This window comes from Bradyrhizobium sp. URHA0013 (assembly GCF_000518345.1).
Classification (GTDB): Bacteria; Pseudomonadota; Alphaproteobacteria; order Rhizobiales; family Xanthobacteraceae; genus Bradyrhizobium.
The window spans coordinates 684865-705614 of sequence record NZ_KI912426.1 but is presented as its reverse complement, the minus strand read 5'-3'; the positions used below and the strand labels follow the sequence as shown (position 1 = coordinate 705614).

Genomic DNA, 20750 nt, shown 5'->3' with positions numbered 1-20750 from the left:
GCGGCGTCAGCGTGCGCGGCGGGAGAAGAAGGAGATCAACACCGGCAGCGTCACCAGGATCACGATCGGCGCGAGCATCATGCCTGTTACCACGACCACCGCGAGCGGCTTCTGCACCTGCGAGCCGATGCCTTCCGACAGCGCGGCCGGCAACAGGCCGATGCCGGCGACGACGCAGGTCATCAGCACCGGCCGAAGCTGCAATTCGCCGGTGCGTATCACCGCGCTCATGCGGTCCATGCCCTCTTCGATGAGCTGGTTGAACTGCGACAGGATGATGATGCCGTCCATCACGGCGATACCGAACAGCGCGATGAAGCCGATCGCCGCCGAGACACTGAAGGCGGTGCCGGTGATCAAAAGACCGAGCACGCCGCCGAAGATCGCCATCGGGATCACGCTCATGGCGAGCAGCGTGTCGGTCATCGAGCCGAAATTGAACCAGAGCAGGACGCCGATCAGCGCCAGCGAGATCGGCACCACGATCGACAATCGCCGGATCGCGTCCTGGAGATTGCCGAATTCTCCGACCCAGTCCATGTGCGCGCCGGGCGGCAGCTGCACCTGATCGGCGATCTTCTGCTGCGCCTCGCGGATGGCGCTGCCGAGGTCGCGTTCACGCACCGAGAACTTGATCGGCAGATAGCGTTCCTGCTGCTCGCGATAAATGTAGGCCGCACCCGAGACGAGGCTGATGCTGGCGACCTCGCTCAGGGGGATCTGCGTGACGGTGCCGTTTGGTCCGGGCGCGCCGATCCGCAAATTCTGGATCGCTTCGGCGCTCCTGCGGAATTCCGGCGCGAGACGAACGATGATCGGGAAGTGGCGGTCGCTTCCCGCCTCGTAGATGTCTCCCGCGGTGTCGCCGCCGATCGCGACCTTGATGGTGGCGTTGATGTCACCCGGCGCGAGGCCATAGCGCGCGGCCTTGGCACGGTTGATGTCGATCTGGATGGTCGGCTGCCCGAGTGAGGTGAACACCGCAAGATCGGTGACGCCCTGCACGGTTGACAGCACCGACTTGATCTTGTTGGCGGTGTCGGTCAGCGCCTGGAGATCGCTGCCGAACAGCTTGATCGAGTTCTCGCCCTTCACGCCGGAGACGGCTTCGGAGACGTTGTCCTGGAGATATTGCGAGAAGTTGAACTCGACGCCGGGGAAGCGATCGTCGAGCTGCTTGAGCAGTTGCGCGGTCAGCTCTTCCTTGTCGCGGGTGCCGGGCCATTGGCTGGCGGGCTTGAGCGGCGCGAAGAACTCGGCGTTGAAGAAGCCGGCGGCGTCGGTGCCGTCATCGGGGCGGCCGTGCTGCGACACCACGGATTCCACTTCAGGCCGCGCGCGGATCACCTTGCGCATCTCGTTGACGTAGGAGTTGCCTTCCTGGAGCGAGATGGTCGGCGGCAGCGTGGCGCGGATCCAGAGATTGCCCTCCTCCAGCTTCGGCAGGAATTCGAGGCCAAGCAACCGGCTGAGCGCAACCGTCATCAGCACGAGGCCGAACGCGCCACCGAGCATGATGCCGCGGTTGGCGACCGCCCAATGCAGCACCGGCATGTAGATCCGATGCAGGATCAGCATCACCTTGGTCTCGGTCTCCCTGACATGCGCGGGCAGGATGATCGCGGACAGCGCCGGGGTGACGGTGAAGGTCGCAAGCAGTCCACCGGCCAGCGCGTAAGCATAGGTGCGCGCCATCGGCCCAAAGATGTTGCCCTCGACGCCGGAGAGCGTGAACAGCGGCAGGAAGGCCGCGATGATGATCGCCGCGGCGAAGAAGATCGAACGGGAGACATCGGCCGCCGCGCTGAGGATGGCGTGGCTTTTCATGCCGAACAGCGTCTCGGACGACATCTGCTCGGATTCCGACATCGGCGTCGTCTGCGTCAGGCGCCGGAAGATCGCCTCCACCATGATGACGGTGGCATCGACGATCAGGCCGAAATCGATCGCACCGACCGACAGCAGGTTCGCCGATTCCCCGCGCAGCACCAGGATGATCACCGCGAAGAACAACGCGAACGGAATGGTGGCGCCGACGATCAGCGCACTGCGGAGATCGCCGAGAAAGATCCACTGCAGCAGCACGATCAGCAGAATGCCGACCACCATGTTGTGCAGCACGGTGTGGGTGGTGAGCTCAATCAGGTCGCCGCGGTCGTAGATGCGTTCGATGCGCACGCCGGGCGGCAGGATGCTGGACTCGTTGATGGTTTGAACGAGCTGGTGGACGCGCTTGATGGTTGGCGAGCTCTGCTCGCCACGGCGCATCAGGACGATGCCCTGCACAATGTCGTCCGCCTCGTCAAGGCCGGCAATGCCGAGACGTGGCTTCTGGCCGACGGTGGCGGTGGCGACGTCCTTGACCAGCACCGGATTGCCGTTGGTCTGCGAGATCATGGTGTTGGCGAGGTCGTCGATCGAGCGGATCAGGCCGACGCCGCGCACCACGGCCGATTGCTGACCGATATTGACGGTGTTGCCGCCGACATTGACGTTGGAATTGCCGACCGCCTGGAGCAATTGCGGCAGCGTCAGGCCGTTGGCGACCAGCTTGTTGAAGTCGACCTGGAGCTCGTAGGTCTTGCTCTTGCCACCCCAGCCGGTGACGTCGATCACGCCGGGCACGGCACGGAAGCGCCGCTGGAGAATCCAATCCTGGATGGTCTTGAGGTCGAGCACGCTGTAGTTCGGCGGACCGACGAGACGGTAGCGGAAAATTTCGCCGATCGGGCTAAGCGGCGAGATCTGCGGCTGCACGTTGCCGGGCAGCGGCGCGAGCTGCGCCAGGCGGTTCAAGACCTGCTGCAACGCCTCGTCATAGGTGTAGGCGAAGGAGAACTGCAGTTTGACGTCGGAGAGGCCGTAGAGCGAGATGGTGCGAATGGTCGTCACGTTCTTCAGACCCGCGACCTGGGTCTCGATCGGAATCGTGATGTAGCGCTCGATCTCCTCCGCCGACAGCCCCGGGCTCTGCGTCACGATGTCGACCATCGGCGGGGTCGGATCGGGATAAGCCTCGATGTTGAGCTGGTTGAACGCGATCAGGCCGCCGATGAGCACGGCAACGAACATCCCGACCATCAGGAAGCGCCGGTTGACGGCAAGGGCGACGAGGCGATCCATTCAGGTCTTCAGCTTGTCTTTTTTTCCCGGCCCGTCGATCAGCTGCCGGACGCCGCGCGGTCGATGAACAGGCTGCCTTTGGTGACCACCTGCTCGCCGGGCTTCAGATTGCTGGTGACCTCGACGAGATTGCCATTGATGAGACCGATCTTGATCTCGCGCAGCTCGACCGACTTGTCCTCGCGTGCCACCCAGAGGCGGACCTTGTCGGCTTCGTAGATCAAGGCCTGCTTCGGTACCGCCGGCGCGGCGCGGTCGCCGGACGAATAGATCGTGACGTTGGCGAACATCTCCGGCTTCAGCAGACCGTCCTTGTTGTCGATGGTGGCGCGGACCAGCAGGCGGCGGGTGTTCGGATCGATCGCGGCGGCGACGTAGTTGACCTTGGCGGTCAAGGGGCGGCCCGGGAGCGCCATCACGTTGACGCTGATGTCCTGCCCGATGCACACGGCAGCCGCATCGCTCTCGCGCACGAAGGCGGTGAGCCAGACCGTGGAGAGGTCGCCGACGACGAAGACCGGATCGCTGGCGCCCGAATTGACGTACTGGCCGGGGCCGATCTTACGCTGCACGACCGTGCCCGCGATCGGCGAATAGATCGTGACTTCCGGATTGATGACGCCCTTGTCCTGGAACACCTTGATGGTCTCGTCGGTGAAGCCGAGAATACGCAGCTTGTTGCGCGCGGCTTCCAGCGCCGTCGTCGAGGAGCGCATGTCGTTCTGCGCCTGAACCTGGGTGGCTTCCGCCTGCTGATAGTCCTTCAGGGGGATGGCATGGCCTTCGTAGAGGTCCTTGGCGCGCTTGAACTGGATGTCGGCAAGATCGATCGCCGACTTCGCCTTGTTCTGCGAGCTCATCGCCGCAATGAAATCGTTCTGGGCCTGCACGGTGTCGGCGGCCTCGATCGTGAACAGCGGTTGACCTTGCTTCAGTACCTCGCCGGGCTTGGCAAGCAGCTTGGTCACCCGGCCCGCATAGGGCGAGAACACTGGCGTCGAACGGTCCTCGTCGACAGCGACCTTGCCCTCGGTGACATACTCGGCGCGGAAGGTCTTGGCCTTGACCGGCTCGATCGTCAGCGTCGCCCATTCCGACGGCGTCGGCGTGAAGTTCTGCGCATTCCTGCGCGACTGGCTGGAGATCTCGGAGTGGTTCTTCTCCTTCGCTCCCGCATGGAGGAAGCCGTAAGCCCCGGCACCGGCAAGAGCTAGTAAAACTACGGATGTAATTACCCGTTGTTTTGTAAGCACCTGCAATCGCTTGGTATTTTCAACTACCATGGGGCCCGGTCATGTCTGCGATGATACCAGCGGATGCCGGCGTCATCGGTCGCGCTAATAGTGCCGAATTGTGATTTCAAACAACCTAAAAAACGCCGGGCGCCTTTCGGTTTGCGTTAAAAATTTGCGACACGTCAGCTTCACGTCAGTTTGTCACCGGCCACTCTGCCGGATGACTGCCGAGCGGCATCGCCGGACGGCTCCATTGCGCCGGCGTCTTCGACAGCAGCGCTGAATGGCGCACCGCCTTCAACGTGCCGAAGCCAGATGGCATGCTCTCGATGAATGCAGCGTGTACGGCCTCGCCCGTAATATCCGGGGTATTCAGGCCATTTTCGAGCCGTCCGAGATTCCACAGCCAGCGCCCGGTCTGCGCCAGCGATACGCGCACGTGCCAGCTACCGCCTTCGCGGGCCTGGCGGGCCTTGGCCATCATCGCGCCGAACGCCATCAGATAGCCGGTGGCGTGGTCGAGCATCTGCGCCGGCAATTCCTTCGGTCCATCGATGCCGGCAGCCTGTCCCTCGGCATGGTTGAAGCCGGTCGTGGTCTGCACGAGCGAATCGAAGCCGCGCCGCCCCGCCCAGGGACCGGCATGGCCATAGGCCGACAGCGTCACGTAGACGATGCCGGGATTGATTTTTGCCGCGTCCTCCGGCGTAAAGCCGAGAGCGGCGAGCGAGCGCGGGCGATAGCCTTGTGAGAAGATGTCGGCGTCCTTCAACAGCGCGCGCATCTGCGCTCTGCCCGCCTCGCTCTTCAACTCGATGAAGGTGGTGAGCTTGCCGCGGCCGGTGTCGATGGTCAGCCACGGAATGGCCGGCAGCGCGGGGCCTGACACGAGCAGCACATCCGCGCCGTGCGCGGCGAGCGTGCGGCCGGCGACGGGCCCCGCGATGACGCGGGAGAGATCGAGCACGCGCAGGCCCGAGAGCGGGCGATCGCCTTTTGGCAATCGTTGCGGCCATGGCTTCGGCGGGGCCTCGCCGATCTTCTCGATCGAGACCAGCGGCAATTCGGCGAGCGCGCGGGCCTGCGGCAGCGCCGACCATTCGTCGTAGGAGCGCATCAGGGCAACGACGCCGCCCGCAGCGTAAGCCGCAGTCTCGAAATCCTCGCCCTTCCATTGCATCAATGCGGCCTGCACCTTCTCGCGCTCGGGTTCGCAGCCGAGCACCTTGCAGACGGCGTCGCGATGATGCGGAAAATTGGTGTGACAGCGGACGAAGCGGTTGTCGCCGGTTCTGTAGACGCCGGCGATGGCGTCCCAGGCGGGCGGCGGCGGCTTGTCGTCGACGCGCAAGTAGCGCTCGGAGCGGCATTCGGCGACGGCATGGCGCAGCTCGACGCTAACGTCCTGCGCCTCGCCGCTGCGCAATCTCCAGATTTCGGCAGCGGCAAGGCCGGCCGCCGCGATCGTCGTCTGGCCGGCAATTGCGACGCGAAACGAGGACGGGATCTGCGGCTCCTCGCCCGTCAGCCGCACGTGCGCGAGCGCGGCGGCGTCACCGCCGGCGGAGGTCCAGATGCCACTGAGAATTTCTGTGGGGCTTTGCATGACCCTTCTCTCCCTTTAGTTTGCGACCATCGCATTAGCACACAAGGACATGCAATGGCCGCCATCGATCCCCTCACCGCAGGCGCCGTGTTCATCGCAACGGCGGCTACCGACGCGGTCTATGTCATGTTCACCTCGGCCGTGATCGCGCGCAAGCGCGTGCCCGCGGCGAACTGGAGCGCGGTCTGGTACATGCTCTCCTCCTATGCGGTGATCAGCTACACCGAAAACGCTTTCTATGTGGCTTTCGCGGCGATCGGCTCCTGGGCCGGCGCCTACGTCTCACTGACATTCCTGCACCGCCCGCCCGGCGGCCCGCCGGTGGGGGCGGCACCGGAGTGAGGGCCGCTGTTTCCACACGCTCATTGCGAGCAAAGCGAAGCAATCCAGAGTCTTTCCGCGGTGGCAGTCTGGATTGCTTCGTCGCAAGAGCTCCTCGCAATGACGATGTGGAGGCTTTTGGGCGTCTCTCGAAACAGCTACACTCGCTGCGACCAACAAAAAGGAAACCAAACAATGGATCTCGGTCTCAAGGGCAAGAACACCGTCGTACTTGGCGGGACGCGCGGCATCGGGCGGGCGATTGCGGCGACGCTGGCCGGCGAAGGCAGCAATGTCGCGGTGTGTGCACGCAACGCGGACCAGGTTGCCGCCACCGTTACGGAGTTGAAGGCCAGCGGGATCCGCGCGACCGGCGGCCCGGTCGACGTCACCGACGGCGCGGCACTGAAATCCTGGATCGAGAATGCTGCAAAGGAGCTTGGCGGCATCGACATGCTGTTCTCCAACGCGGGCGCGATGGCACAAGGCCATGATGCCGCTTCGTGGGAGCAGAATTTTCGGCTCGACCTGCTCGGCGCCGTGCATGCGTTCGACGCCGCGCGGCCGTTCCTCGAGGCCAGCGGTGTAAGCAGCGGCGACGCCGCCTTCGTGATCATCTCATCGATCTCCGCGGCGCAAGCGGATACGGCGAGCTCCTACGGCCCGATAAAGGCTGCGTTGATCCACATGTCCAAGGGGCTGGCACGGCAGTACGCGAAGAAGAAGATCCGCGTCAACGTGGTCTCGCCAGGCACGGTCTATTTCAAGGGCGGCGTCTGGAATACGATCGAGCAGAACATGCCCGAGCGCTACAATGATGCGATGAAGCGCAACCCCACCGGCCGCATGGCGACGCCGCAGGAGATCGCGAGCGCAGCGGTGTTTCTGGCGAGCCCGGTGTCGGGGTTCACCACGGGCTCCAATCTGGTGGTGGACGGCGCGATCTCGAACCGGGTGAATTTTTAGAATATGCTCGTCATTGCGAGCGCAGCGAAGCAATCCAGTATCTCTCCGCGGTAACAGTCTGGATTGCTTCGCTGCGCTCGCAATGACGGTGTGGCAGCAGAGTGCTCTACATTCCTCAATGGAAATCCCGCGACGGCGGCAGGATGCGGACATTGCGGGGATGGCGAAGTTTTTGCGCGGGCGCATCGGTGTGGGCGCGGGGATCGTCGTTGAGCGGTTCGACCACGGTGGCGCCTGCCGGCACCGGATGCTTGCGGCCGAGGGCGTCGTTGGCGAGGCCGACCAGATCGTGCGAACGGTCGATCATCTGCTGGGCGATCAGATGCGTCACCTTTTCGGGGCTGCTCTGGATATAGCCTTCGACCAGGATGAGGCGTGCGCCCATCACCTCCTTCCGGTACTGCTCCATGATCTTCGGCCACACCACGACATTGGCGATGCCGGTTTCGTCCTCCAGTGTCATGAACACGACGCCGCTGGCGCTGCCCGGCCGCTGCCGTACCAGCACGACGCCGGCACAGCGGACACGGCGCCGCTCGTTGTCATGGTTGATGTCCTTGCAGGCGACGATGCGCTCGCGCGAAAACATCTCGCGCAAAAATTCCATCGGATGCCCCTTCAGCGATAATCGAATGGTCTGATAGTCCGCGACCACCTGTTCGGCCCGCGGCATCACCGGCAACGGCCTGGCGTGCTCGTCCGGCTGCTCGCGTGCGGTGGCCACCTCGAACAGCGGCAGCGGCACATCGCCGGGCAGGCGCCGCACCTGCCACAGCGCCTCGCGGCGGTCGAGCCCGAGCGAGCGGAACGCGTCGGCATCGGCGAGCAAGATCAGCGCGCGCTTAGGCAGACCGGTGTCGCGGGCGAAATCTTCCAGCGAGGTGAAGGGCCGGCGGTTGCGCGCGGCGACGATGCGGTCGGCCCAGTCGGGCGCTCTCTCCACACACTCATTCCGAGGCGCGCCTCTTTTCAGCCTTTCCTCATCCTCATCGAGCCAATGAAAACCGTCGATCTGGCGGAAGCCCAGGCGCACGGCGCAATATTTGTCACTTCTTTCTTCCAGCGTGTTCTGCGCAAAGCTGTAGGACACATCGATATCGCGCACCTCGACGCCGTTCTTGCGAGCGTCGCTGACGATCTGCGCCGGGGCGTAAAAGCCCATCGGCTGCGAGTTCAGGAGGCCGCAGCAGAATGCATCAGGGTGATAATGCTTCAGCCATGAGGAGATATAGACAAGCTGCGCGAAGCTTGCAGCATGGCTCTCCGGAAAACCGTAGCTGCCAAAACCCTTGATCTGTTCGAAACAGTTTCTGGCAAAATCCGGCGCATAACCGCGTGCGATCATGTTGCCGATCATCTTGTCTTCGAACTTGCCGATGGTGCCGACATTGCGGAACGTTGCCATCGCACGGCGCAGGCCGTTGGCCTCCTCGGCCGTGAACTTCGCGGCCTCGATCGCGATCCGCATCGCCTGCTCCTGGAACAGGGGCACGCCGAGGGTCTTGTGCAGCACTCTGTAAAGTTCGTCCTTGTCGCCATGCTCCGGTGACGGCGATGGATAGTTCACTTTTTCCAAGCCGTTCCGCCGCCGCAAATACGGATGCACCATGTCACCCTGGATCGGCCCCGGCCGTACGATCGCGACCTCGATGACGAGATCGTAGAAGGTCCGTGGCTTCAGCCGGGGCAGCATGTTCATCTGCGCGCGGCTCTCAACCTGGAATACGCCGAGCGACTCCCCGTCGCACAGCATGTCGTAGACTTTGGAATCATCCTGCGGGACGCTCGCCAGCATCCAGCGTTCGCCCTTGTGCTGCTCGATCAGATCAAAGCACTTGCGGATGCAGGTCAGCATGCCCAGCGCGAGCACGTCGACCTTCATCATGCTGAGCGCGTCGACATCGTCCTTGTCCCATTCGATGAAGGTGCGATCGTCCATCGCGGCATTGCCGATCGGCACATAGGTGTCGAGCCGGTCCTGCGTGAGCACATAGCCGCCGACATGCTGGGACAGATGACGGGGGAATTCGATCAGCTCGGTCGCGAGCTCGACTGCGAGGTTGATCATTGAATTTTGCGGATCGAGGCCGGCCTGCCTGACCTGCATGTCGTTGAGGCCCTTGCCCCAGCTTCCCCAGACGGTGTCGGCGAGGGCGGCGGTGACGTCCTCGGTCAGGCCCAGCGCCTTGCCGACGTCGCGGATGGCGCTGCGCGGGCGATAATGGATGACGGTGGCGATGATCGCAGCGCGATGGCGGCCGTAACGGCGATAGACATATTGCATCACCTCCTCGCGCCGCGAATGCTCGAAATCGACGTCGATGTCGGGCGGCTCCAGCCGCTCCTTGGAGATGAAGCGCTCGAACAGCAGATCGACCTTGGTCGGGTCGACCGAGGTGATGCCGAGCACGTAGCAGACCGCCGAATTCGCCGCCGATCCCCGCCCCTGGCACAAAATGTTCTGGCTGCGGGCGTAATGCACGATGTCGTGCACGGTGAGGAAGTAATGCGCGTATTTCAGATCGGCGATCAGCGCGAGTTCTTTCTTCAGGGTGGCGCGCAGCTTGTCGTCGATCTTGCCGCCGAAATATTTGCCGACACCGGCCCAGGTCAGATCCTCCAGATGCCCTTGCGCGGTCTTCCCCGGTGGCACCGGCTCATCCGGATACTGGTATTTGAGCTGGTCGAGCGAGAAGGTGATCTTGTCCGCAAAGCACATGGTCTCCGCGATAGCTTCGGGGAAATCGCGGAACAGCCGCGCCATCTCCCTGGGCGTCTTCAGAAATCGCTCGGCATTGGCTTCCAGCTTCCGGCCGACCGCCTCGATCGTGGTTTTCTCCCGGATGCAGGTCAGCACGTCCTGGAGGGGACGGCGCGCGGGGTGGTGATAGAGCACCTCGTTGGTCGCAAGCAGCGGCACTTTTGCTTTTGCGGCGAGATCATCGAGCTGCGCGAGGCGGCGGCGGTCGTCGCCACGATAGACCAGGCTCGCCGCCAGCCACACGCCCTCGGCACGACTTGCCTTCAGCTTGGCGAGGATGTCCTGCGTCTGCGCCGCATCGAAGCGATGCGGCAGCGTCAGGATCAGGAGCTGGCCTTCGGAAAACGCAAGGAGATCGGCGAAGGTGAGATGGCACTCGCCCTTCGCAATCCGCGTGATACCGTCGCCGCGCTTGCCCCGGGTGAGAAGCTGGCACAGCCGGCCATAGGCGGCGCGATCACGCGGATAGACCAGGATATCGGGCGTGCCGTCGATGAAGACGATGCGGGTGCCAATCAAAAGCTTCGGCTTGTGCAGCACCTCGTCATTGTCGAGCTCCTTGTAGGCGCGCACCACGCCGGCGAGCGTGTTGTGATCGGCAATGCCGATCACGGGAATGCCGAGGATGCTGGCCTGGTGCACATAGGCACGCGGATCCGAGCCGCCGCGCAGGAAGGAGAAATTCGTGGTGATGCCGATCTCGGCATAAGCAGGCGTGTTCATGCGAAGAGACCGTGCACATACCAGCCGGGAGGAGCGGGCTTGCCGTCGCCGTCGAAGCACTCCCCCTCGTAAAGACCGTCGCGAAAGATCCAGAAGCGCAAGCCTTCGGCATCCTCGATGCGGAAATAATCCCGCGTCAGTTGCTTGCCGTCCTGCCGCCACCATTCCATGGCGATGCGCTCGGGGCCTTCCACCCGCACCACCGCATGCTGCGCGCGGCGCCAGGTGAATTGATGCGGCGGCCCGTCGGGCACGGTCGCAAACGGCACATTGATCGGCTCAGGCTTGTCGAACAGCCGCAACGGACGCAGCGGCGGCTCAGTCTCGGTGCGCGCGGGCCATTCGGCCTGCATGGCCACGGCGAGATGATGCTGCGCCGGCGCGGCCAGCACCGCACATTCGGGGATATGGGTATCCTCAGGCAGATGCACGACGACGCGCTTTCCGCCGATGCGCGCGGCGATGCGGTCGATCAGCGCGGCAAGCTCGTCATTGTCGTGGACATGGGCGTCGAGATCGCGCTGCTCCTGCACCACGATCTCGGTGCGGCTTGCCGACAGCCGCACCATGTCGAAGCCGAAGCCGGGATCGAGGGGATCGGCGAGTGCATCGAGACGCTCGCGGAACAGCCGGTCGATGACTTTGCTTTGCGTCACGGGACGTCCGGTCTCGACCATAATCGCGCGCACCGCGCCGTCGGTGCGGAAGAAGGCTGCTTCCAGGCGGCGCGCGCCCTTGCCCTGCTTCTCCATCGACGCAATCAGCGTGTCCGCCAGGCGCGACAGCGTCATCGCGATCATGGTGTCGGTCGCGATCGGCTCGGCAAAGCGTTTCTCCACGATGTAGTCGGGCAGCGGCTTTCGCGGGCTGATCGGCGCATCGCCCTGCCCCAGCGCATGCGCGAGCAGCGTGGAGAACCGTGCGCCGAACCGCGCCGTGATTTCACTCGGCGTACGCGCGGCGACATCGCCGACCGTCTTCAGGCCGGCGCGGCGCAGGCCGATGATGATGGCCTCACCCGCACCAAGCGCGGACACCGGAAACCGGCTGATTGCCGCCGCCTCCCCGCCATCGGCGACGATACTACCAGATGCCTGCCGCGTCAGCGTGCGCGCGCAGACCGAGGTGCCGGCGATCGCCGCGCTGACGGCAAAGCCCTGGCGATCGAGGGCACGGACAAGGGTTTGCAACAGCGCAGCCTCGCCGCCGAACAGATGCGCGCAGCCGGTGATGTCGAGGAACAGCCCGTGCGGCGGATCGAGTGCCACCAACGGCGTGAAACGATCGCACCAGTCGGCGATGTCGCCGATCGTCTTGGCATCGGCCACGGCATCGGCGTCGAACACCTTTAAATCAGGACACATCGCCCGGGCATTGGCCAGAGGCTGGCCGATATGCAGACCGAGGCGCTCGGCCGCCTCGTCCAGCGCATGGATCACCAGCGCGTTGCTGTCCTTGGCAACGACGATGCTGGGCGCATTATTTTCATGCAGTCCGACGTTGCCGAAGAACCGCTGGATCCGATCGATGGGCAGGCGCGGCAGCCACAGGCTGAGGATACGCCGACGATTCAGAGAACTGGCACTCATCACATTTCCATTCCATGATCCACCGGCCGCACGGGCCATGACGATTGCGCAGGAGCTCGGCATCGAAGCGCGGCGCCCCCCAAGCACTCCACATCGCGCCCGGCGGCGAATGCGCCGCGCGCAGCATCCATCTGGTCTCGGCGGTTGAGGGTAAAGGTTGCGCGGCCATCCGCAGCAACAGGCCGGTGACACCGGAAGATTGCGCAGCCAGCGTCAGCTTGCGGCTCGCCACCAGATCGAACTGCCTCGTCTCGCCCCAGAGCTCGAGCACGACGGCACCCAGCGCGTCGCAGGCGAGCGCATCGGCCGACGTGCGCAACGCACTCTCCACATCGGCGGCGCGCACCATCACCATGCGGCGCGGATCGAGACCGATCTCGGTGAGCCCGCTCATCGACAGCGCACCGGTTTCAATTTCTGAAAAATCCTGCCGCACCCACAGCAGCGGCTTGCGCGCCGTCACGCGCCCCGCAAGTCCGGTGACAAAGCCCGTCGCGGCCGCGCCCTGACGTCCCTCGCAAAATACCTCGTGGATTGCCGCGCGCGCGAGCCCGCCCTTTAGCGCGTTGTCGGCCTCGCGATGGCCGAGCGCGACACGGTCGCGATGATGCACGACCTCCGCCGTCTCGATGCGCTCGATCTGGCCGCGCAAGGCTGCAAGCGCGCTGATGCGTGCGCCGCTCATGGTCGCCGCTCCTTGAAGGGGTGATTGCCGTGGCTCTCAAAAAGAGAACCAACGGCTGGCTCATTTGTTCATGGTATGTTCTAATATAAAGCTAACGGCGCCTGGAGAGTCAATCGAATTGGCACTCTTCGGGATTCATGAGCTGAATCAAAGGGATTCCAATATGGACGTGCAACGCAAGCTGGAAATCCTGGCGGACGCCGCCAAGTACGACGCGTCCTGCGCCTCCAGCGGCACCGAGAGGCGGGATTCCAGCGACGGCAAGGGCATGGGATCGACCGCGCCCGGCATGGGCATTTGCCATTCCTACGCGCCGGACGGCCGCTGCATCTCGCTGCTCAAGGTGCTGCTGACCAACGCCTGCAATTACGACTGCCTCTATTGCGTCAACCGCGCCTCCTCCAACGTGCCGCGTGCCCGCTTCACCATCGACGAAGTCGTCAAGCTGACGCTCGACTTCTACCGGCGCAATTACATCGAAGGACTGTTTCTCTCCTCCGGCATCATCCGCAACCCCGACTACACCATGGAGCAGGTGGTGAGTGTCGCGCGCAAACTGCGCGAGGAGCATCACTTCCGCGGCTACATCCATCTCAAGACGATCCCGGAGACCGACGATGCATTGATCTCCGAGGCCGGCAAATATGCCGACCGTCTCTCCATCAACATCGAGATGCCGCAGGAGACGAGCCTGCAGCAATTCGCGCCCGAGAAGGACGTGCGCGCGATCCGCCGCACCATGGGCCGGCTGCGGCTGAAGCTGGACGAGGCCGAGGAAAGCCGCAACGCGAACACGAAAGCCAAGCCGCAGCGCTTCGCGCCGGCCGGCCAAAGCACGCAGATGATCGTCGGCGCCGACGCGGCCTCCGACCACACCATCCTCCACACCAGCGCCAATCTCTACGGTTCATACAGGCTGAGGCGCGTCTATTATTCCGCGTTCAGCCCGATCCCCGATGCCAGCCGCGCGCTGCCTCTGCGCGCGCCGCCCTTGCTGCGCGAGCACCGACTCTACCAGGCCGACTGGCTGATGCGGTTCTACGGTTTTGACGTCGGCGAGATCGTCGACGACAGTGCGATGCTGCCGCTCGACATCGATCCAAAACTCGCCTGGGCATTACGCCACCGCGACCGCTTCCCGCTCGACGTCAACCGCGCCAGCCGCGAGGAGTTGTTGCGCGTGCCGGGCTTCGGCACCAAGGCGGTCGAGCGCATCATCGCGGCGCGCCGCACGACCACCATCCGCGTCGCCGACCTCGCGCGGCTGCATGTGCCCCGCAACAAGGCGCTGCCGTTCATCGTCCTCAGCGACCACCGTCCCGCGCCGCACCGCCTCGACGAGGCACGGCTGATCGAACGGTTCAAGCCGAAGGCCACACAACTGGGATTTGGCTTCTGATGCAATATATCACCCTCGAGAACGAAACCGATTTCGACGGCTGGCGCAAAGCCGCGCGTAGCCTCGTGCTTCACCAAATGAAACCGGCCGATGTCATATGGGCCGTGCAGGGCGGCGAAGCGGAGCTGTTCGCGACGCCGTCGTCGTCTCCGCTGCCGGCGGCTGGCGACGGCACCTTCAACGTGCCTGCAAAATTCGTCGAGCTCGCCAAGGCCGCGATCCTCCATCGCGATCCCGAGCGTTTCGCGATCCTCTATCGCCTGCTGTTTCGGCTGAAGGACAACCACGATCTCATCGAGGTCGCGACCGATCCCGATGTCGCGCAAGTCACGGCCATGGCAAAGGCGGTCTATCGCGACGAGCACAAGATGCACGCCTTCGTGCGCTTCCGCGAGATCGGCAGGGAACGCGAAGCACACTATGTCGCCTGGTTCGAGCCGGAGCATCATATCGTCGAGCTCACCGCGCCGTTCTTCGCCCGGCGCTTTGCCGACATGCCCTGGTCGATCCTGACGCCGGATTTGTGCGCACATTGGGATGGCCACGCGCTCTCGTTCACATCAGGCGTCAGCAAGAGCGAGGCGCCGAGCGAAGACCGGCTGGAGGAAACCTGGCGGCGCTACTATGCCAGCATCTTCAATCCGGCCCGCCTGAAAGTGAAGGCGATGCAGGCCGAGATGCCGAAGAAATATTGGAGGAACCTGCCCGAGGCTTCGATCATTAAGCCCTTGATTGAGGACGCCGAGCGCATGACCGGCGCCATGATCGCCAATGCCGCAACCGATCCGCACAAGCCTCAAAAGCGGCCGGAGGCTCCGATGAAACGTAAGACCGCTGCCGACGATCTCGAAGCGCTCCGCGAGGAGGCCGCCCACTGCCGGTCGTGCCATCTCTACAAGGACGCGACCCAGACCGTATTCGGCGAAGGCCCGAAGTCCGCCAATATCATGCTGGTCGGCGAGCAGCCCGGCGACAAGGAAGACCTCGCCGGCCATCCCTTCGTCGGTCCGGCCGGCCAGATGCTCGACAGGGCACTGCAGGAGGCCGGCGTCGACCGCAAGAAGGTCTATGTCACCAACGCGGTGAAACACTTCAAATTCGTGCCGCGCGGCAAGATCCGCCTGCATCAGAAGCCGAATACGCCGGAGATAAAAGCCTGCCGGCAGTGGTACGAGCGGGAAGTCTCCGTCATCCAGCCCGATCTCATCGTTGCGATGGGCGCGACCGCCGCGCAGAGCGTTTTCGGCAAGATCACCCCTGTAGGCAAGACCCGCGGCCGGCTGATCGACCTTCCCGACGGTCACAAGGCGCTGGTGACGGTGCACCCGTCCTATCTGCTGCGGTTGCCCGATCCGGAAGCCAAGGTGCTGGAATATCAGCGCTTTGTCGAAGATTTGAAGATCGTCGCCGGTTTGCAGAAGAAAGCCGCGCGCGCCGCCTGAATACGGGCGGGAAAACCCCTTTCATGCGCCGTCTGTCATCCAGCCTTCAAATCCATCGGGGACAATAGCCCTTACAGAAAGTTAAGGGGCGTCCAGACATGACCGATGTTGCATTCGACCGCGCGGTAGCCGATCCCGCGCCGATCCAGCCGGCTTCGCGGCCAAATCTCGACAAGGGCTTCAATCCGCTGACACTGATCCTGTTCTTCGGCATTCTCGCCGCGGGCCTGCTCTATGTGGCCTACAGCATCTATTCGGATGTCGATGCGACCGGCACGCGGGTCACGAGCTACCTGCCCTATATCCTTCTTATCGTCGCCCTCCTGATCGCGCTCGGTTTCGAATTCGTCAACGGCTTCCACGACACCGCCAATGCGGTTGCGACCGTGATCTACACCCATTCGCTGCCGGCCGAAGTCGCGGTGATGTGGTCGGGCTTCTTCAACTTCCTCGGCGTGCTCATGTCCTCCGGCGCGGTCGCCTTCGGCATCGTTTCGCTGCTGCCGGTCGAGCTGATCCTGCAGGTCGGCTCCAGCGCCGGTTTCGCGATGGTGTTCGCGCTGCTGATCGCCGCGATCCTTTGGAACCTCGGCACCTGGTATTTCGGCCTGCCGGCCTCCTCCTCGCATACGCTGATCGGCTCGATCATTGGCGTCGGCGTCGCGAACGCGCTGATGCGCGGCCGCGACGGCACTTCGGGCGTGGACTGGGGCAAGGCCACCGAGATCGGCTATGCGCTGTTGCTGTCGCCGCTGGTTGGCTTCGTCTGCGCCGCCGGCCTGCTGCTGTTGCTCAAGCTGATCGTCAAGAACCCAGCGCTCTATGCCGCTCCTGAGGGTCACAAAGCCCCGCCGATCTGGATTCGCGGCCTGCTGATCCTGACCTGCACCGGTGTCAGCTTCGCCCACGGTTCGAACGACGGCCAGAAGGGCATGGGCCTGATCATGCTGATCCTGATCGGCACCGTGCCCACGGCCTACGCGCTCAACCGCGCATTGCCGGAGTCGCAGGTCGCCCAGTTCGCGAAGGTCTCGGATGCCGCCTCCAAGGTGGTTGCGGCCAAGGGCGCCGGCCATGCGATCATCGGCGATCCCCGTCCTGCGGTGACGCAGTACGTCACCTCGCATCACATCAGCGAAGGCACCTATCCTTCTCTGTCAGTGCTGGTGAAGGATGTCGGCGAGCAGGTCGCGAAATACGGTTCGCTGAACAAGGTGCCGGCGGAAGTCGTCGGCAACACCCGCAACGACATGTACCTGACCTCGGAAGCGATCCGCTTCCTGATGAAGGACAAGGAAAATGACCTTAGCAAGGAAGAGGTCGCGACCTTGAACGCCTACAAGGGCGGCCTCGACAGCGCGACCAAGTTCATCCCGACCTGGGTGAAAGTGGCCGTCGCGATCGCGCTCGGCCTCGGCACCATGATCGGCTGGAAGCGCATCGTCGTCACCGTCGGCGAGAAGATCGGCAAGACCCATCTCACCTACGCGCAGGGTGCCTCCGCCGAGCTCGTCGCCGCCGCCACGATCGGCGCCGCCGACGTGTTCGGCCTGCCGGTCTCGACCACCCACGTGCTGTCGTCCGGCGTCGCCGGCACCATGGCCGCGAACGGTTCGGGTCTCCAGGTCGCCACCATCAGGAACATGGTGATGGCCTGGGTGCTGACCTTGCCCGTCGCTATCCTGTTGTCGGGCACGCTGTACGTGATCTTCTCGCGGATCTTCTGAAGCCGATCATCGCGTCACTCGAAGACAAAGGGCCCGTGCGATGCGCGGGCCCTTTTCGTTTGTGCTTTCGGCTTGACCTTACGACGCCGCGAGCGATTGCTCGACCAGCTTGACCCAGTACGACGTGCCGTAGACGATCGCCTCGTCGTCGAAATTGTAGGCGGGGTGATGCAGACCGGCGCTGTCGCCGTTGCCGCAGAAGATGAACGCGCCGGGGCGCGCCTCCAGCATATAGGCGAAATCCTCGCCGCCCATCAGCGGCGACATCTCGAGCACGTTGGCCTCGCCCGCAACTTGCCCCGCGATGCGACGCGCAATCTCGGTCTCCGCGGCGTGGTTGTTCACCACGGGATAATTCCGCTGGTAGCGCAGGTCGATCTTGGCGCCGGTGATCTGCGCCACACCCGCCACGACCTCGTGCACGCGCTTCTCGACCAGCTTGCGCACCTCCGGCGACAGCGTGCGGATGGTGCCCCTCAGTGTCGCGGTTTGTGGAATCACGTTGCGGGCATTGCCCGCGTGGAACTCGCAAATCGAGATCACGGCCGATTCCAGCGGATCGACGCTGCGCGCGACGATCGACTGCAGCGCCGTGATCACCTGTGCGCCGACCAGAACGGAATCGACACATTTGTGCGGCCGCGCGGCATGGCCGCCCAGGCCTTCGATCATGATATCGACCTCGTCGGTCGCCGCCATGATCGGACCCGGCCGGATCGCGAACGAGCCCACCGGAATGCCCGGGCCGTTGTGCATGCCGTAGACCTGCTCGATGCCGAAGCGCTCCATCATTCCGTCCTTGACCATCGCCAAGCCGCCGGCGCCACCCTCCTCGGCCGGCTGGAAGATCACCACCGCATCGCCGGCGAAGTTGCGGGTCTCGGCGAGATAACGCGCAGCACCGAGCAGCATCGCAGTGTGGCCGTCATGGCCGCAGGCGTGCATCTTGCCCGGGGTCTTCGAAGCGTAAGGCAGGTTGGTCTGTTCCTCGACCGGCAGCGCATCCATGTCGGCACGCAGGCCGATGGCCTTGAGGCCCTCGCCGGCCGGCTTGCTGCCCTTGATCACGCCGACCACGCCGGTCTGGCCGATGCCCGTCACGACCTCATCGCAGCCGAACTCGCGCAGGCGGTCCGCGACGAATGCTGCGGTGCGGTGGACGTCATAGAGCAGCTCCGGATGCTGGTGGATGTCCCGGCGCCAGGCCTGAATATCGGGTTGAAGGTCGGCGACGCGGTTCACGATGGGCATGGAGGGTCTCAAACTTTGTTGAAAATGCAGGCCTGTCTACCATGCAAGCACCAGTCCACCCAACTGGCGGGGGCTCCGGGTAGCTCTGTCCTCTCATCATGGCCGGGCTTGTCCCGGCCATCCACGTCTGACTATTAGAACGGAAAGCGCGTGGATGCCCCGGACAAGCCCGGGCGACGCCTGTTGGGTGGAAGCAGAATGCCAAGGCGGCTCGAAGGTGAGTTTGACTACATAGTCGTTGGTGCCGGCACGGCGGGCTGCATCCTTGCCAACCGGCTGTCTGCCGATTCCAGCAATCGCGTCCTCGTCCTCGAAGCCGGCGGCGACGACAACTGGATCTGGTTCCACATTCCCGTCGGCTATCTCTTCGCTATCGGCAATCCGCGCTCGGACTGGATGTTCAAGACCGAGGCCGAGCCCGGGCTGAACGGCCGCTCGCTCGCCTATCCCCGTGGCAAGGTGATCGGCGGCTCTTCGGCGATCAATGCCATGATCTCGATGCGTGGACAGGCCGCCGATTACGATCACTGGCGCCAGCTCGGCATGACCGGCTGGGGTTATGACGACGTGCTGCCGCTGTTCAAACGGCTCGAGGATCACTTCCTCGGCGCGAGTGAGCATCACGGCGCCGGCGGCGGCTGGCGCATCGAGGCGCCGCGGCTGTCCTGGGACGTGCTTGATGCCGTGGGCGACGCGGCCGAGGAGATGGGCATCAAGCGCATCCCGGATTTCAATACCGGCGACAACGAAGGCACCAGCTATTTCCACGTCAATCAGAAGCGCGGCCGGCGCTGGTCGTCGGCGCGCGGCTTCCTCAAGCCGGTATTGAACCGCCCGAACCTGCGGCTCGAAAAGCATGTGCTGGTCGACCGTCTGATCATCGAACAGGGCCGCGCCGTCGGCGTGCGCTTCATCCAGAATGGCGAGATCTTCGAGACGCGTGCGAAACGCGAGGTGGTCCTCTCGGCAGGCGCGATCGGCTCGGTGCAGGTGCTGCATCGCTCCGGCATCGGACCTGCCGACTGGCTGTCACCGCTCGGCATCGACATCGTGATGGATAAGCCCGGCGTCGGCCGCAATCTGCAGGACCATCTCCAGCAGCGCGCGATCTACAAGGTCGAGGGCGTGCGCACCCTGAACGAGACCTATTACAATCTGGTTCGACGCGGCCTGATGGGCCTCGACTACGCCTTCCGCCGCCGCGGGCCGCTGACCATGGCGCCGTCGCAGCTCGGCATCTTCACCCGTTCCGATGCGACGCGCGCACGCGCCAACATCCAGTTTCACGTGCAACCGCTGTCGCTCGACAAGTTCGGCGATCCCCTGCACCGCTTCCCCGCGATCACGGTGAGCGCCTGCAATCTCCAGCCGACCTCGCGCGGCACCGTACGTCTGCGTTCGGCGACGCCGGACGAGAAGCCGATCATCGCGCCGAATTACCTTTCAACGGATGACGACCGTCAGGTCGGCGCCGATGCCATCCGCACCACCCGCCGCCTGATGCAGCAGAAGGCGCTGGCAAAATACCGCCCGAACGAATATCTGCCCGGCCCTGCCGTCGGCGACGACGATGCCTCGCTCGCGAAGGCCGCCGGCGACATCGGCACCACCATCTTCCACCCCGTCGGCACGGCGAAGATGGGCGCGGTGAGCGATCCGATGGCGGTGGTCGACGAACGCCTGCGCTTCTACGGTCTCGGCGGCCTTCGCATTGTCGATGCCTCGATCATGCCGACCATCACGTCAGGCAATACCAACACGCCGACCGCGATGATCGCCGAGAAGGGCGCGGCGATGATTTTGCAGGATGCGAAGTGAATGCGTAGCCTTGATCGGGCGTAGCGAAATCCGGGAGAGGACGCTCGATTGGTCCCGTATTCCGCAACGCTCCATACGGGCTACGCGTCCAACCACCTCACGAA

At 64.0% G+C, this 20750-nt stretch carries 13 protein-coding genes; 6 read left to right on the top strand and 7 right to left on the bottom strand.

The annotated features are described in order from the left end of the window. Positions 1–6: 6 nt before the first annotated feature. The 3 genes from N551_RS0123850 to N551_RS0123840 form a co-directional block, all read right to left on the bottom strand. Complete coding sequence (locus N551_RS0123850; RefSeq protein WP_027569032.1) at positions 7–3123, bottom strand: efflux RND transporter permease subunit; 3117 nt, start codon at positions 3121–3123, stop codon at positions 7–9. Between the two features lie 38 nt (positions 3124–3161). After that, positions 3162–4406 (bottom strand): efflux RND transporter periplasmic adaptor subunit, encoded by a 1245-nt coding sequence (locus N551_RS0123845; protein ID WP_027569031.1) that lies wholly within the window; start codon positions 4404–4406, stop codon positions 3162–3164. A gap of 145 nt (positions 4407–4551) precedes the next feature. Then, the gene (locus tag N551_RS0123840; RefSeq protein WP_027569030.1) at positions 4552–5964 is read right to left on the bottom strand and encodes a CoA transferase; all 1413 of its coding nucleotides are present in this window, start codon (positions 5962–5964) and stop codon (positions 4552–4554) included. 54 nt (positions 5965–6018) lie between these two features. Here N551_RS0123840 and N551_RS0123835 point away from each other — a divergent pair, with 54 nt between their 5' ends. Then, positions 6019–6306 (top strand): hypothetical protein, encoded by a 288-nt coding sequence (locus N551_RS0123835; protein ID WP_007593600.1) that lies wholly within the window; start codon positions 6019–6021, stop codon positions 6304–6306. Positions 6307–6480: 174 nt separating this feature from the next. Beyond that, the gene (locus tag N551_RS0123830; protein ID WP_027569029.1) at positions 6481–7251 is read left to right on the top strand and encodes an SDR family NAD(P)-dependent oxidoreductase; all 771 of its coding nucleotides are present in this window, start codon (positions 6481–6483) and stop codon (positions 7249–7251) included. A 115-nt stretch (positions 7252–7366) separates the two neighbouring features. Here N551_RS0123830 and N551_RS0123825 read toward each other — a convergent pair whose 3' ends face one another. Genes N551_RS0123825 through N551_RS0123815 form a run of 3 tightly spaced genes read right to left on the bottom strand, consistent with a single transcriptional unit; the run spans position 7367 to position 13009 of the window. Beyond that, positions 7367–10735 (bottom strand): error-prone DNA polymerase, encoded by a 3369-nt coding sequence (locus tag N551_RS0123825; RefSeq protein WP_027569028.1) that lies wholly within the window; start codon positions 10733–10735, stop codon positions 7367–7369. Beyond that, on the bottom strand, positions 10732–12324 hold the full coding sequence (locus tag N551_RS0123820; RefSeq protein ID WP_035961813.1) for a DNA polymerase Y family protein: 1593 nt from the start codon (positions 12322–12324) through the stop codon (positions 10732–10734). Before N551_RS0123820 ends, N551_RS0123825 begins: the two co-directional genes overlap by 4 nt. After that, positions 12221–13009: an ImuA family protein gene (locus N551_RS0123815; RefSeq protein WP_027569026.1), complete on the bottom strand. Its 789-nt coding sequence runs from the start codon at positions 13007–13009 to the stop codon at positions 12221–12223. Before N551_RS0123815 ends, N551_RS0123820 begins: the two co-directional genes overlap by 104 nt. A 163-nt stretch (positions 13010–13172) precedes the next feature. Between N551_RS0123815 and N551_RS0123810 the strand changes: the two genes are divergently transcribed. From N551_RS0123810 to N551_RS0123800, 3 genes are all read left to right on the top strand, one after another. Beyond that, the gene (locus N551_RS0123810) at positions 13173–14408 is read left to right on the top strand and encodes a putative DNA modification/repair radical SAM protein (protein ID WP_027569025.1); all 1236 of its coding nucleotides are present in this window, start codon (positions 13173–13175) and stop codon (positions 14406–14408) included. Then, entirely contained in the window at positions 14408–15850 is a 1443-nt protein-coding gene (locus N551_RS0123805) for a UdgX family uracil-DNA binding protein (protein WP_027569024.1), read from the top strand. Before N551_RS0123810 ends, N551_RS0123805 begins: the two co-directional genes overlap by 1 nt. Before the next feature lie 98 nt (positions 15851–15948). Continuing rightward, the gene (locus N551_RS0123800; protein WP_027569023.1) at positions 15949–17577 is read left to right on the top strand and encodes an inorganic phosphate transporter; all 1629 of its coding nucleotides are present in this window, start codon (positions 15949–15951) and stop codon (positions 17575–17577) included. Between the two features lie 78 nt (positions 17578–17655). Here N551_RS0123800 and N551_RS0123795 read toward each other — a convergent pair whose 3' ends face one another. After that, positions 17656–18828, bottom strand: a complete 1173-nt coding sequence (locus N551_RS0123795; protein ID WP_027569022.1) for a M20 aminoacylase family protein — start codon at positions 18826–18828, stop codon at positions 17656–17658. A gap of 198 nt (positions 18829–19026) precedes the next feature. Here N551_RS0123795 and N551_RS0123790 point away from each other — a divergent pair, with 198 nt between their 5' ends. Continuing rightward, on the top strand, positions 19027–20646 hold the full coding sequence (locus N551_RS0123790; RefSeq protein ID WP_027569021.1) for a GMC family oxidoreductase: 1620 nt from the start codon (positions 19027–19029) through the stop codon (positions 20644–20646). Positions 20647–20750 lie beyond the last annotated feature (104 nt).

Coding starts and splice junctions, on each gene's coding strand:
- N551_RS0123825 (WP_027569028.1), bottom strand. CDS start 10,735: ATGAACACGCCTGCTTATGCCGAGATCGGCATCACCACGAATTTCTCC.
- N551_RS0123850 (WP_027569032.1), bottom strand. CDS start 3,123: ATGGATCGCCTCGTCGCCCTTGCCGTCAACCGGCGCTTCCTGATGGTC.
- N551_RS0123845 (WP_027569031.1), bottom strand. CDS start 4,406: ATGGTAGTTGAAAATACCAAGCGATTGCAGGTGCTTACAAAACAACGG.
- N551_RS0123790 (WP_027569021.1), top strand. CDS start 19,027: ATGCCAAGGCGGCTCGAAGGTGAGTTTGACTACATAGTCGTTGGTGCC.
- N551_RS0123830 (WP_027569029.1), top strand. CDS start 6,481: ATGGATCTCGGTCTCAAGGGCAAGAACACCGTCGTACTTGGCGGGACG.
- N551_RS0123805 (WP_027569024.1), top strand. CDS start 14,408: ATGCAATATATCACCCTCGAGAACGAAACCGATTTCGACGGCTGGCGC.
- N551_RS0123840 (WP_027569030.1), bottom strand. CDS start 5,964: ATGCAAAGCCCCACAGAAATTCTCAGTGGCATCTGGACCTCCGCCGGC.
- N551_RS0123835 (WP_007593600.1), top strand. CDS start 6,019: ATGGCCGCCATCGATCCCCTCACCGCAGGCGCCGTGTTCATCGCAACG.
- N551_RS0123820 (WP_035961813.1), bottom strand. CDS start 12,324: ATGAGTGCCAGTTCTCTGAATCGTCGGCGTATCCTCAGCCTGTGGCTG.
- N551_RS0123800 (WP_027569023.1), top strand. CDS start 15,949: ATGACCGATGTTGCATTCGACCGCGCGGTAGCCGATCCCGCGCCGATC.
- N551_RS0123810 (WP_027569025.1), top strand. CDS start 13,173: ATGGACGTGCAACGCAAGCTGGAAATCCTGGCGGACGCCGCCAAGTAC.
- N551_RS0123795 (WP_027569022.1), bottom strand. CDS start 18,828: ATGCCCATCGTGAACCGCGTCGCCGACCTTCAACCCGATATTCAGGCC.
- N551_RS0123815 (WP_027569026.1), bottom strand. CDS start 13,009: ATGAGCGGCGCACGCATCAGCGCGCTTGCAGCCTTGCGCGGCCAGATC.